The following is a 13,007-nucleotide window of genomic DNA, read 5'->3' as shown; positions in this document are numbered from 1 at the left end:
GATCGTGGCGGCGGCCAGCGCCCGGCTGGTGATCGTGGTGGACGGGCGCAAGCTGTCAGACCGGCTGACCCTGCCCGTGCCGGTGGAGGTGGTCGAGTTCGGCTGGCAGGCCAGCGCCCGACAGATCGCCGCCCTGGGCGGACAGCCGGTGCTGCGCGGCGGGGAGGCTGCGCCCTTTCGTACCGATGGCGGCAATCTCATCCTGGACTGCGCCTTTGGAACCATCGCCGACCCGCCGGCCTTGGACCGGATGCTGAAGCTGCTGGTGGGCGTGGTCGAGACGGGGCTGTTCATCGACCGGGCCGAACGGGTGCTGGTGGCGGAGCCGGACGGCGTGCGCACGCTGATGCCCACAGCAATAAGTAGAGAGGATCAGGGAACTCGATGAAGAACCTCGTGGTGGTGGTGATGGGCGTCACCAGTTCCGGCAAGACCACAGTCGCCGAGGCGATCGCCGAGAAGCATGGCTGGCCGAGCCAGGAAGGCGACGCGCTGCACCCGGCGGCGAACGTCGCGAAAATGTCCAGGGGCATCCCGCTCACCGACGAGGACCGCTGGCCCTGGCTGGACAAGGTGGCCGCCTGGATCGACGCGCGGCTGGCAGCAGGCGAATCCGGCGTGATCACCTGCTCGATGCTCAAGCGCATCTATCGGGACAAGGTGGTGGGCGACCGGGAGCGCGTGCGGATCCTGTTCCTGGACGGCGAGAAGTCGGTGATCGCGGAGCGGATGGCCAAGCGCAAGGGCCACTACATGCCGACCAGCCTGCTCGACAGCCAGATCGAGACGCTGGAGCCGCCCGGGCCGGACGAGCGGCCGCTGGTGGTCGATATCGGGCTGCACATCGACCAGATGGTGGACCAGGCGCTGCGCCTGGTCGGCGAAGCCATGCGCGAGGGCTGACCGAGCGGCGATGTGCGCGGTGCGCGAGATGGTGACCGTCTCTTCAGCCATTGCCGGTTGTCATCGAGCTGTCACGAAGCGCCAGAAGATGAGCACGAATCCACTCGGATGCCTCCGTCCACCTAGTCCAGTGCGAGAAAGGGGCGGGCTGTAGAATATATTCCCGGCGGGTTCGACTGACCGTCGACTGCAATCCCGCATGATCGGGCACGTTCCGGAACCGGGTTGGGCGGTGGAATGTTGTTCGGCTGCCACGAATGAGTGGACAACTCGCCCCGCAATCGCCGCCGGCCTGGAAGATGCGCCGGAGGTTCACTATCTTGCGAGTTGAATTGGCTGAATTATCCGGGAAAGGACGGGAGACCGGTGCGCATTCAGTACGGCGCGGTGCCGGTCGCCGTTCACGAGGGCGAGCCCATGATCATGCTGGTGACCTCGCGCGGCGCCGGCCGGTGGATCATTCCCAAGGGGCGGCCCGAGAAGGGCGTGGCGCCGCACAAGCTGGCGGCGCGCGAAGCGTTCGAGGAGGCGGGGCTGCTCGGGCGGATCGACCGCCAGCCGCTCGGCCGCTACCGCGACTTCAAGCGCCGCGCCGATGGCAACGCGGTCGCGTACGAGATCGAGGTCTTCCGCCTGGACGTCGAGCGCGAGCTGCCCGACTGGCCAGAAAAGGGTCAGCGCGAGCGCCGCTGGTATCCGCTGGATGAGGCGGTGGCCAGGGCGGAGCCGGACGGGCTCGTGAACATCCTGGCCGAGCTTCGGACGTGGCTGGAGCGCGAGGCCGCACTATCTACCAGCCGGGCGCCTTCCGCGGCAGCGTGACTGCGGCAGCACGAGGCGCCCCCTGAAGGGGTGCCGCGCCCCGCTGGAGGTGGCAGGGCTTGTCGGGCAACGCGCGTCAGCGTCTGGTGATCGTCGTGGTGGCGGCGGCGCTGTTCATGGAGAATCTGGACAGCACCGTCCTGGTGACGGCGCTGCCCACGATCGCGGCGGACTTCGGCACCGACCCGGTCCATCTGAAGCTGGCGCTCACCACCTATCTGGTCAGCCTCGCCGTGTGCGTGCCGGCCAGCGGCTGGATCGCCGACCGGTTCGGCGCGCGGCGGGTGTTCACGCTCGCGATCGTGCTGTTCTGCACCGCCTCGCTCCTGTGCAGCCTAGCCGGTAGCGTGCCGGAACTGGTGGCCGGGCGCGCGCTGCAGGGGATGGGCGGTGCCTTGATGGTGCCGGTCGGCCGCCTCGTCATCCTGCGCCTGGTGCCCAAGCACGAGCTGGTGGGTGCGATGGCGTGGTTCACCATGCCGGCGCTGATCGGCCCGCTGCTGGGCCCGCCGGTGGGCGGCTTCATCGTCACGGTCGCCGACTGGCGCTGGATCTTCTGGATCAATCTGCCGGTGGGTGCCCTGGCGCTGGTGGCGGCCTGGTTCCTGATGCCCAGGATCGACGCGCGGGACGTGCCGGGCTTCGACCTGCAGGGCTTCGGCCTACTGGCAGTCTGCCTGGCCTCGGTGGTGGCGGCCGAGGCGTTCTTCGGCACGGGCGACCGGCCGCTGCTTCTGGCGGGCCTCCTGGCGCTGACCGGCCTCGTCACCGGCTGGCTCTATGTTCGCCATGCGCTGCGCCATGCCCACCCGCTGCTCGACCTCCGGCTCCTGCGGATCGACACCTTTCGCGCCGGGATGCTGGGCGGGTTCCTGTTCCGCGCCGGGGCCGGCGCCACGCCCTTCCTGCTGCCCCTGCTCCTGCAGCTGGCGCTGGGCCTGGACCCGCTCACCAGCGGGCTCACCACCTTCGCCACGGCATTCGGGGCCTTCCTGATGAAGCCACTGGCCCGGCCAGTGCTGGACCGGTTCGGCTTCCGCCAGGTGCTGATCGTGAATGTCGGGATCAGCGCGGTCCTGCTGGTGGCGCCGATCCTGTTCGGCCACGGCACGCCCTGGCTGGTGATGGCGGGAGTGCTGGTGCTAGCTGGGCTCACCCGCTCGCTGCAGTTCACCTCGCTCAACACGCTGGCGATGGCCGACCTGCCCGACGAGCGGCAGAGCCAGGGGACCAGCATCGCCAGCGTGGTCCAGCAGGTTTCCGTCTCCCTGGGCGTGACGATCGCGGCCGTGTCGCTGGACCTGGCCCGCTGGCTGCATGGTGCCGGGGAGCTGGGCGTCGCCGAGTTCCGGTTCGCCTTCCTGTGCGCCGGCCTGGTCGCCCTGTCCGCCCTGCCGGTGTTCCTCGCACTGCCCGCCGATGCCGGGGCGGCGCTGGTGCGCGGCGGCATCCGCGGTCCCACCTCCGGCTCAGGGCCGAAGTAGCGAGCTCTCGCGCTCCGGCAGGGTGACCGCGAAGCTGCGCGGGCCCGCTTCGGCGAAGAAGCGCTGGATGAGCGCGATCAGGCGGCGGACGAAGCGCGGCTTGTGGGCGCCGTAGATGTCCATGACCATCAGGGTCGGCACCGGCAGTTCGTCCAGGATCGGCCGGCGCACCAGGCCGCGCCCGTCCGGCGAGGAACTGGACAGGGGCCGCATGTTGAGGACCGAAACACCCAGGCCTGCCGCCACCGCGCTGCGCACGGTCTCATAGGTCCGGGTGCGCATCTGCACCCTTGGCTGGCGGCCATAGAGCTCGAACACCGCCAGGAGGAAGTGTGAGGTGTGCGGCAGGTCGAGCAGGACCAGCGGCCTCTCGGCGAGGTCCATGATGCGGACGGCCGGCAGGCTCGCCAGCGGGTCGCTGGCCGGCAGGATCGCGTGGGTCGGCACTCCGCAGATCGGCGTGCGGCTCGCGGCAAAGCTCGGCCCGATGTCGTAGGCCACGGCCACGTCGACCATGCCGGCCGCCAGCCAGTCGTGCATCTCGGACTGGTTGCCGCCCATCAGCGACACTTCCACCGGGCCGACCTCGTCCAGGTAGCGGCGCACCACGCTGGTCATGAACAGGGACCCGAACGGCTCGAAGCAGCCGATCCGCACCGCGGGCGGGGTGCCCTCGGCCAGAACGTCGATCGCCCGGGCGAATTCCGCCTGGGCGGCGAGCAGCCCACGCGCGGCGTGGAGAAACCGCTCGCCCACCGGCGTGACGGTGACGCCCCGGGCCGGCCGGCGGTCGAACACCGCACCGCCGGCCGCCTCCTCCGCCCGTGCGATCGCGGCCAGGATCGACGACTGCGAGATGGCGAGGCTGCGGGCGGCGGCCTGGATGCTGCCGAGCCTCGCGACCTCGGCGACATAGCGGATCTGGCGGAGGCTCAGGCGCATGCCTTCGTCCTGGGCAGGCTCGCCGGGATGATCGCGGCCCGGGCAAACTCCGCCACCGAATGTACAAGGACAATATCAATTATACATTTTGTGGGAGAACGGGATGTCGCTACCGTTCCGCCGCACAAGAACGACAGGGACCGGAACCGGATGACGATGCCACGCGACCCCCTCGCCGGGGCCAGCGAACTTTGCCGGATGAGCGCTGCCGAGCTGGCCGCCGGCTATGCCAAGGGCACCTTCTCCCCGGTCGAGGTGGCAAAGGCGGTGCTCGATCGCTCCGAGGCGGTCCAGCCCGAGCTCAACGCGTTCACCCGGATCGACCATGAGGGTGCCCTGACCCAGGCCAGGGAATCGGAGCGGCGCTGGCAGGAAAAGGCGCCTTTGTCCGAGGTGGACGGCGTGCCGGCGACCATCAAGGACATTGTCTGGATGAAGGACCAGGCGGTGCGCTACGGCACGGTGTCGGTGCCGGCGGTCGAGGCCACCGAGGATGCGCCGTCAGTGGCACGGATGCGTGCGGCGGGCCTGGTCTTCCTGGGGCTCACCACCACGCCGGAGTTCGGCTGGAAGGCGCTGACCGACAGCCCCGGCTTCGGCGTCACCCGCAACCCGCACCGGCCGGACGTCACGCCCGGCGGCTCCAGCGGCGGGGCCGCGGTGGCGGCGGCCGTGGGTGCCGGGGTGTTCCACCTGGGCACCGATGGCGGTGGCTCCATCCGGATCCCTTCGACGTTTACCGGCATCGTCGGGCTGAAGCCCAGCTTTGGCCGGGTCGCGGCCTATCCGGCGAGCCCGTTCGGCACGGTCGCCCATATCGGGCCGATGACCCGCACCGTGGCAGATGCCAGGGCGATGCTGGCGGTCATGGCCGGACCCGATCCGCGCGACTGGTACCAGCAGCCGGGCGCCTTCCCGAGCCTGGCCGCCGCGGCCGAGAAGATCGCCGGATTGAAGGTCGGCTACTGGAGCCGGCCGCCATCTGGCAGCGTCCATCCGGAGGTGGCGGCGCGCATCGACCAGGTGGTGCAGGCGCTGGCGGCGGCGGGTGCGGAGGTCGAGCCGTTCGACCTGCCGGGCGAGGACCTCCATGCGGTGTTCCAGACCCTCTGGTTCTCCGGTGCCGCGGCCAGGCGCGAGATGGTGCCGGCCGGAGCCCGGGCCAAGCACGACCCCGGCTTCCAGGCGATCGCGGACGCCGGGCTGAAGATCACGGCCGCCGAGTTCATCCGCGCCAGCAGCATGCGCGCGGCGTTCGGCATCGCCATGGACGCAGCGCTCACCCGCTTCGACGTGCTGGTCTCGCCGGGGGCGGCCATTTTGCCCTTCACCGCCGGGCTGGAGGTGCCGGAGGATTCGGGCCTCGGCCGTTGGACCGAGTGGGCCGGCTTCAGCTACCCGATCAACCTGACCCAGCAGCCAGCGGCGGTGATCCCGGCGGGCAGGACCGGGGGCGGGCTGCCGATCGGGCTGCAGATCGTAGGGGCGCGCGGCCAGGACGGGCGCGTGCTGGCCGTGGCCGAGGCCTTCGAAACGGCAGGAATCGCGAGGGGCTGATCGGCTAAGAAGCGTTTGGGGGGAACGTCATGACGAACCGGCGCGCGTTGTTGAAGGGCTCCGCGGCACTGGGCGGTGCCGCGATGATGCTGGCCTCGATCAATCGGGAGGCGCGCGCCGAGGGCGATCCCATCCCGATCGGCTCGGCCCTGCCGCTGTCGGGCTACGCTGCCGCCGACGGCATCGAGTTCCGGAACGGGCTGGAACTCGCCGCGGAGGAGATCAACGCGGCGGGCGGCATCCTCGGCCGGCCGATCGAGCTGCATATCGAGGACACCAAGGACATGGGGGCGGACGTCGTCACCCAGGCCATACAGCGGCTGATCGACCGTCATGAGGTGCCGGCGATCATCAACGGCTACAACACCGGCACCAACATGGTGGAGATGGACGTCGCCGCCGACAACGACGTCATCTTCGTCCACTACAACACGCTGATCTCGCACAACGAGAAGTTCAAGAGCGACCCGGAGCGCTACTACGGCTGCTTCCAGGGCGACCCACCGGAGTACTATTACGGCCCTGGTTGTCTCCTGTTCCTGAAGAACCTGATCGACAGCGGCCAGTGGCAGGCGCCGAACAACAAGATCGCGATCGTGCCGTCCGCTAATGAGTATTCGGTGGTGATCGCGAATGCGGTAAAGGCGCAGGCCGAGGAATACGGCTTCACCGTCAGCCTGTTCGAGACCGTGCCGTTCCCGACCAACCAGTGGGGCCCGACGCTCGCCAAGCTGCGCCAGGACCCGCCGGCCGCGATCATCGTCACCCATTTCCTGCCGCAGGACCTGGCCCAGTTCATGGTCCAGTTCCTCACCCAGCCGACCAACTCCCTGGTCTACATGCAGTACGGCCCTTCGCTGCCGGCCTTCCGCGAGATCGGCAAGGAGGCGGTCAACGGGGTGATCTACTCGACCACGATCGGCTGCCTGCCCGACGAGTTCTCAGCGGGCTATCGCCAGAAGTACCGAGAGAAGTTCGGGCCGAACTCGGCCTTCATCACCGGCTCGCAGACCTATGACGGGCTCTGGCACTACGCGCTGTCCGCCGCGATCGCCGGGGGACCGGGCGAGCCGTTCGACCGCGAGCAGATTGAGAAGGTCGCAGCCGCGATGCGCCGGCTGATCTATCGCGGCGTGAACGGCACGTATCGCTGCGACCCGGACGGGCAGTCCGGCTACTGCTACCCGACCCAGATCGGCGACCCCTCGCTCGGCATGCCGCACCAGTTCCTGCAACACCAGGACCATACGACCGACCCGCGCCTGATCGCGCCGGAGTTCTACGCGACTCACCGGTTCGTGCTGCCGCCCTGGTTCAAGGCCTGAGCGGCACGATGGCGGAGGCCGGTGCGTCGCTCCTGGTCTGCGAGAGGGTGAGCAAGCACTATGGCTCGCTGAAGGCCGTGGACGGGTTATCACTTTCGGTGCGGCCGGGCGAGGTGCTGGGCATTGGCGGGCCGAACGGGGCGGGCAAGACCACACTGTTCGACGTGATCACCGGGATCGCACCCGCGACGCATGGCCGGGTGCTCGTGCAGGGCGTGGACGTCACCCGCGCCCTGCCGGACCGGATCTGCCAGATGGGGCTGGTGCGGACCTTCCAGCTTAATGCCGCCTTCGACAGCTTGAGCGTGCGCGACAACATCCAGCTGGCCGCCTATTTCGGCAAGGCGCGGCGCGGGCTGCCGGGCTTCCGGTTCGGGCCGGGAGCGCTGCGGCGCAGTGAGGCGGCGATCGAACTGCTGGGGCTGGAGGCGGTGGCGTCGCGGCCGGCTGGCGAGCTGCCAGTGCTGGAGCGCAAGCTCCTGATGATCGCCAGCGCGGTCGCGACGGAGCCCAAGGTGGTGCTGCTGGACGAGCCGGTGGGCGGGCTCAACCCGCACGAGATCGACCGGGTGGTGGACGTCGTGCGCAGGCTGCGCCAGCAGGGCCTCACCATCGTGCTGATCGAGCACGTGATGCGCTTCCTCCTCCAACTCTCCAGCCGGGTGATGATCATGCACCAGGGCCGCTCGATCTATGAGGGTCCGCCGGAGGGCGTGCCGGAGGACCCGAAGGTGGTCGAGACCTACCTGGGTGCTGCTACCACCAAGCGGCTGCGGCGCTTCTTCCAGAGCGAAGCCGCGCATGGCTGAGGCGGCGCTGGCCATCGAGGGGCTGGTCACCGGCTATGACCGCCGCGACGTGCTCGCCGGCATCTCGCTGGACTTGGCCGAAGGCGCACTGGTGACCGTGGTCGGGCCGAACGGTCACGGCAAGACCACGCTCCTGCGCGCCATCTCCGGCCTCCTGCCGACCCGTAAGGGCGTCATCCGCCTGTTCGGCCGCAAGCTGGCAGGCCTGGCGCCGCACCAGGTGGCGGCGGCCGGTGTCGTCCATGTCCCGCAGGGCGACCTCCTGTTCCCACAGATGAGCGTCCACGAGAACCTGCTGATGGGCGCGTATCTGGAGACCGACCAGGCGGTGATCCGGCGGCGGCTGGAGGAAGTGGAGGCGCTCCTGCCGAGGCTCGCCGAGCGGCGCGACCAGCTGGCTTCCTCGCTGTCGGGCGGCGAGCGGCGCATGGTCGGGATCGGCCGCGGCCTGATGATGGGCGGGCGGGTCATGCTGATCGACGAGCCGTCCCTGGGCCTGGCCCCGATCATCATCGAGCAGGTCTACGAGGTGATCGCCCGGCTCAAGGCGTCGGGGCGGACGATCCTCCTGGTCGAGGAGAACCCGGCGCGGGTCGCGGACCTGGCCGATGCCATCCATCTGCTCGACAATGGCAGGATCGTCTGGTCCGGGCCGCCGCATGACCTGCTCGAGCGCGACGAGCTGCTCGAGACCTATCTCGGAGGCTGACGGTGGAGATCCTGGGGCCGGTCCTCGTCGCCGGCATCACGACCGGCGCGCTCTATGCCCTGGCCACGATCGGCCTGTCCCTGGTCTGGGGCGCGCTCGGCATGCTGAACATGGCTCATGGCGCGCTGCTCACCATCGGCGGCTATGCCGCCTTCACGCTGGCGACCCTGCTGGGTGCGCCCTGGCCGGTGGCGGTGCTGGCCCCGGTCGCCGTGGGTGCGCTGATCGGGGCCGCGATCTACCTGCTGGTCGCCCAGCCGCTGCTGGCCCGGGCACCCAGGAGCTTCGAGACCAACGTGATCATCGCCACGTTCGGCGTGGCGATCGCCCTGGAGAACGCGGTCCTGCTGATCTTCGGCGGGCAGCCGTTCGGCCAGTCGATCGCACTGCCGGGGCATCTGCAGGCGGGGGGCATCTTCGTACCGTGGCAGAATGTCCTCATCGTCGCCGTGGTGCTGGTTCTGATGGCCGCCACCGCCTTCTTCCTTGCGCGAACCCGGGCGGGTCGTGCTATCCGGGCCACGGCCCAGCATCGTGAGGCCGCCCAGTTGCTGGGCGTGCCGGTCGGGCGGGTCTATCTGCAGGTGCTGGCGTTGTCGGGGGGCATCGCCGGCACCTGTGGCCTCCTGGTGAGCTCGATCACCCAGCTCTCGCCGACGCTGGGTGCCGATCCGATGCTCAAGGCCTTCATCATGTGCGTGGTGGCCGGGCTGGGGAACCTGCCGGGTGCGATCGGCGCGGCCTTCGTGCTGGCGCTGATCGAAGCGTTCGCGAGCTATGGGCTGGGCGCGCGCTGGGGCTTTCCGCTGCTGCTGGCGATCGTCATCCTGGTGCTGATCTGGCGGCCGGACGGGTTGTTCGGCCGTGCCGCGGTGCGGCGGCTGTGACGGTGGCCTGGCTGGAGGAGGGGGTGCTGGGATGAGTCGTGCCGACCGTGGCCATCTGGTCTTCGGCCTGATCGTGCTGGCAGCGCTTGCCGCCCTGCCGTTCGTGGCCGACAGCCGCTATGTGCTGGGCCAGGTGATCCTGGCCCTGTTCTACGCGATCGTCGCATCGCAGTGGAACCTGCTGTTCGGCTTCGCCGGGGTGTTCTCGCTCGGGCAGATGGCCCTGTTCGCGTTCGGCGGCTACGCCACGGCGATGCTGGGCTTCTACCTGGACTGGTCGATGTGGCTCGCCATGCCGATGGCGGCGGTGGGCACGGTGCTGTTCAGCCTGATCATCGGCTTGGCCTGCCTGCGTCTGGCCGGCGCCTATGTTGCCCTGCTGACGCTCGCGGTCGCCCAGGTCATGTATCTCCTGATCGTCACCGACACGGACTGCTTCGTCATGCAGGGCGCCACCTGCCGGCAGTTCACCGGTGGTGCAGTGGGCTTCGCCCGGTTCGGCGATCTCGGCACCCGGGCGATCTTCAAGGGCGACTACGTGGTCGCGAACTACGCGATCGTCGCCGCCCTGTTCCTGGTCACCATGGGCTTCACCTGGGCGATGATCCGCTCGCCGCTGGGCCTGGCCTTCCAGGCGCTGCGCGACAATCCGGGCTGTGCCGTGGCGCGCGGGATCAACCGGTTTTCCACCCAGCTCCTGGTGTTCGGCGCCTCCGCCTTCTTCACCGGGCTCGCAGGCGGCCTCTATGCCGCGCATTTCCAGGCGATCGGCCCGGGCGTGCTGTCGCTCTCCACCCTCATGTTCATCATCGCCATCGCGGTGGTGGGCGGGATCGGCAAGCTCTGGGGGCCGCTGGTGGGTGCCGTGATCCTGGTGCTGGCCGACGAGGCGCTGCGCGAGGTCGGCGGCGAGTACCGCACGCTGGGCCTGGGGCTGATCATCGCCGCCGCGATGGTGCTGATGCCCAAAGGGGTGATCGGGCTGGTCGAGGGCGTCATGGCGCGGCTGCGCCCGGCATCAGGCCGGGCCACGGAACTCGCCAAATCAGGGACGTAGCATGTTCGACACGATCGTGGTGGGTGCCGGTACCGGCGGCTGCGTGATGGCCGGCCGGCTCAGCGAGGACCCGGGGCGCAAGGTGTTCCTGCTGGAAGCGGGCCGATCAGCGCCGCTCCCCTCCAAGATGCCGGCCATGTGGATCACCATGGTCAACACCGAGGTGGACTGGGGCTACCACACCGCACCGCAGCCGGGCTGCCGGATGCGCCGGATCTTCTGGCCGCGCGGCAAGATGATCGGCGGCTCGGGCGCCCTCAACGCGATGATCTATATCCGCGGCCTGCCATCCGACTATGACGGCTGGGCCGCCATGGGGGCGGAAGGCTGGGCCTGGCGGGACGTCCTGCCGGTGTTCAAGGCGTCGGAGCACAACGAGCGCTTCGGCGCCAGCGAGTGGCACGGCACGGGTGGGCCGCTCAACATCATGGACGTCCCCTATGTGGACGCCACTGAGCGGCTCTGGCTCCAGGCCTGCCAGAATGCCGGCATCCCGCTCAACGAGGACTTCAACGGCGCCTCGCAGGAAGGCTGCGGCTTGTTCCAGCTCTTCCTCAAGAACGGCCAGCGGTTCGGCACGGCCAAGGCCTATCTGGAGCCGGCGCTGCAGCGCCCGAACCTGACGGTCGAATCCGGCGTGCTGACCACCCGGCTGATCGTCGAGAACGGCCGGGCGGTCGGCGTGGAGTATCTGAAGAACGGCCGGCCGCAGATCGCCTATGCCTCGTGCGAGGTGGTGCTGGCCTCGGGCTCGATCGGCTCGGCCCAGCTCCTGCTGCTGTCCGGGATCGGCCCGGCCGACGAGCTGCGCCCGCACGGCATCGAGGTGGTCCACGACCTGCCGGGCGTGGGCAAGGACCTGCAGGACCATATCAACGTGCCGGTCACCTTCCACACGAAGGAACCGCTCGGCATCGGCGGGATGACCGGCGAGGAGATCCGCGCCGCGATCGACGAGTGGTCGACCAGGCGGACCGGGGCCATCACCAGCAACTGGGCGGCGGCCGGCGGCCATGTGCGCAGCCGGCCGGACGTGGCGGAGCCGGACCTGCAGCTCTATGGCGTCATTGCCGCCAACCGCGACCATGCCCGCTATCTGTCGTCGCGGCCGGGCGTCACCCTGCACACCACGCTGCAGCGGCCGAACAGCCGGGGCGAGCTGACCCTGCGCTCGGCCGACCCGATCGAGCATCCCTGCCTCGATCCGCGCTACTTCGCCTCCGACCCGAGCGGCCAGGACCTAGCCACCCTGGTGGAGGGCGTGAAGATCAGCCGGCGAATCGCCGCCTCGCAGCCGCTCGCCGACGTGATCGATCAGGAGATCACGCCGTCTGCCGAGGGGCAGAGCGATGCCGAGATCGCCGACTATGTCCGCGCCCACTGCACCACCCTCTACCACCCGGCCTGCACCTGCCGGATGGGCACCGATCCCATGGCGGTGACCGACCCGCAGCTGAAGGTGTGCGGGATCGACGGCCTCAGGGTCGCGGACGCCTCGGTGTTCCCGAAGATGATCTCCGGCAACACCAACGCCGCGACGATCATGGTGGCCGAGCGCTGCGCCTCGTTCATCCGGGCGGGCTGACCGAAGGGCGCCGGGTCGTGCCGGCTTCGTTCGTCGCTGGCGGATGGGAAGGCCACCGACTTGTCATCCCCGCGCATGCGCGGGGATGACGGCAAAGAGCGGGAGGCGGTGCCGTCCTCGGGCTCTTCCGTCACCCGCCGCGTACCTGCCACGATGGCTAAACTATTGATGCAGAATACGTTGTTGCGGTTCTCGGGTTCGTTTGTGCAAAACGCGATTCAGGGGCGGTGGCGGGCGGCATCCTGCGGCTGGAGCGGCGCAGGATAGCATAGACTAGGCACCGGATCCTATAAGCCCAGCCGGTCACAAGCTCCTGCGCTCGAGCTGCCGCTCCATGTTGGACATGGTGGTGAGGCCGCGCAGGCGGAACAGGTCGATGATCTGGCCGATGCCGAGCAGGCCGAAGGTGAACAGCCAGAGCAGGCCGGTCCAGATGAAGCCCAGGTAGAAGCGGTGGATGCCGCAAAAGCCGAAGATGCACAGCAGCCAGAGCCAGAACGAGGTGCTCACCGACTTCATGCGTGTCACAGCTCCGAAAGCGAGGGGCGATCTCTACAAGACCGCCGGTGGGGAAATGGTTCCGGGGATCACTCGCATGTGGGCAGCCCGGCGCATAGTCCAAGCGGATCAGGTGGCGATGCGGCCGACTAGCGAAAATGCCCAGCATAGCGCGTCCCTCTGGGGGGCAGGCGGGTGTGCAGCCCGACCACGGCTGGCGGGCAGGCCGCGCAGCACGGTGCAGCGGGCGGGCACATGGGTGCGGCCGACTCCGGTGATGCCGAGCCCGGCCTCCACCGCGGCCTGCAGGCTCGATCCCGAGCCGCCGTGGAACACGATGCGCCACGGCAGGCCGTGCCCATCCCGGATCCGGGTCATCGCTGCCTTCACGCCACACGCACCGCGCAGGCCGACGAGGTCCAGGGGCGC

13 protein-coding genes and 1 pseudogene are annotated in these 13,007 nt (G+C 69.3%); 11 read left to right on the top strand and 3 right to left on the bottom strand.

All coding sequences use genetic code 11. The features are described from left to right. From EQG76_RS11710 to EQG76_RS11695, 4 genes are all read left to right on the top strand, one after another. Positions 1 to 388: ribose-5-phosphate isomerase A (locus tag EQG76_RS11710; RefSeq protein WP_200840753.1), on the top strand; the 388-nt coding region annotated here is incomplete at its 5' end. Beyond that, entirely contained in the window at positions 385 to 903 is a 519-nt protein-coding gene (locus tag EQG76_RS11705) for a gluconokinase (protein WP_200840752.1), read from the top strand. The genes EQG76_RS11710 and EQG76_RS11705, both read left to right, overlap by 4 nt. A gap of 366 nt (positions 904 to 1,269) precedes the next feature. Then, entirely contained in the window at positions 1,270 to 1,725 is a 456-nt protein-coding gene (locus tag EQG76_RS11700; protein WP_159713549.1) for an NUDIX hydrolase, read from the top strand. 59 nt (positions 1,726 to 1,784) lie between these two features. After that, positions 1,785 to 3,209, top strand: coding sequence for a DHA2 family efflux MFS transporter permease subunit (locus EQG76_RS11695; RefSeq protein WP_235031326.1), 1,425 nt, complete (start codon positions 1,785 to 1,787; stop codon positions 3,207 to 3,209). Here EQG76_RS11695 and EQG76_RS11690 read toward each other — a convergent pair. Next, positions 3,195 to 4,151: a LysR family transcriptional regulator gene (locus EQG76_RS11690; protein WP_159713547.1), complete on the bottom strand. Its 957-nt coding sequence runs from the start codon at positions 4,149 to 4,151 to the stop codon at positions 3,195 to 3,197. The genes EQG76_RS11695 and EQG76_RS11690 overlap by 15 nt on opposite strands. A 156-nt stretch (positions 4,152 to 4,307) precedes the next feature. On the opposite strand from EQG76_RS11690, the gene EQG76_RS11685 reads away from it, so the two are divergent. From EQG76_RS11685 to EQG76_RS11655, 7 genes are read left to right on the top strand one after another with little or no spacing between them, the layout of a single operon-like run. Further along, positions 4,308 to 5,708 carry an amidase gene (locus tag EQG76_RS11685; protein ID WP_159713545.1) on the top strand — a complete coding sequence of 467 codons (1,401 nt, stop codon included), beginning with the start codon at positions 4,308 to 4,310 and terminating at the stop codon, positions 5,706 to 5,708. A gap of 29 nt (positions 5,709 to 5,737) precedes the next feature. Continuing rightward, complete coding sequence (locus EQG76_RS11680) at positions 5,738 to 7,033, top strand: ABC transporter substrate-binding protein (RefSeq protein ID WP_159713543.1); 1,296 nt, start codon at positions 5,738 to 5,740, stop codon at positions 7,031 to 7,033. Between the two features lie 8 nt (positions 7,034 to 7,041). Further along, positions 7,042 to 7,842, top strand: coding sequence for an ABC transporter ATP-binding protein (locus EQG76_RS11675; RefSeq protein WP_159713541.1), 801 nt, complete (start codon positions 7,042 to 7,044; stop codon positions 7,840 to 7,842). Further along, the gene (locus EQG76_RS11670) at positions 7,835 to 8,551 is read left to right on the top strand and encodes an ABC transporter ATP-binding protein (RefSeq protein WP_159713539.1); all 717 of its coding nucleotides are present in this window, start codon (positions 7,835 to 7,837) and stop codon (positions 8,549 to 8,551) included. Before EQG76_RS11675 ends, EQG76_RS11670 begins: the two co-directional genes overlap by 8 nt. A gap of 2 nt (positions 8,552 to 8,553) precedes the next feature. Then, on the top strand, positions 8,554 to 9,438 hold the full coding sequence (locus tag EQG76_RS11665; RefSeq protein ID WP_159713537.1) for a branched-chain amino acid ABC transporter permease: 885 nt from the start codon (positions 8,554 to 8,556) through the stop codon (positions 9,436 to 9,438). Between the two features lie 31 nt (positions 9,439 to 9,469). Then, positions 9,470 to 10,495, top strand: a complete 1,026-nt coding sequence (locus EQG76_RS11660; RefSeq protein WP_159713535.1) for a branched-chain amino acid ABC transporter permease — start codon at positions 9,470 to 9,472, stop codon at positions 10,493 to 10,495. A 1-nt stretch (position 10,496) separates the two neighbouring features. Further along, positions 10,497 to 12,080 (top strand): GMC family oxidoreductase, encoded by a 1,584-nt coding sequence (locus tag EQG76_RS11655; protein ID WP_159713533.1) that lies wholly within the window; start codon positions 10,497 to 10,499, stop codon positions 12,078 to 12,080. Positions 12,081 to 12,383: 303 nt separating this feature from the next. Here EQG76_RS11655 and EQG76_RS11650 read toward each other — a convergent pair whose 3' ends face one another. Together EQG76_RS11650 and EQG76_RS11645 are read right to left on the bottom strand one after the other, a co-directional pair. Then, positions 12,384 to 12,599: an NINE protein gene (locus EQG76_RS11650; RefSeq protein ID WP_159713531.1), complete on the bottom strand. Its 216-nt coding sequence runs from the start codon at positions 12,597 to 12,599 to the stop codon at positions 12,384 to 12,386. 108 nt (positions 12,600 to 12,707) lie between these two features. Next, positions 12,708 to 13,007, bottom strand: a pseudogene (locus EQG76_RS11645) (hypothetical protein); the annotation flags it as partial.

Origin of the sequence: Geminicoccus flavidas, assembly GCF_009806515.1 — a bacterium.
In the GTDB taxonomy this organism is placed as follows: Bacteria; Pseudomonadota; Alphaproteobacteria; order Geminicoccales; family Geminicoccaceae; genus Geminicoccus; species Geminicoccus flavidus.
The sequence above is the reverse complement of the archived record's forward strand: the minus strand, read 5'-3'. Positions and strand labels throughout refer to the sequence as shown.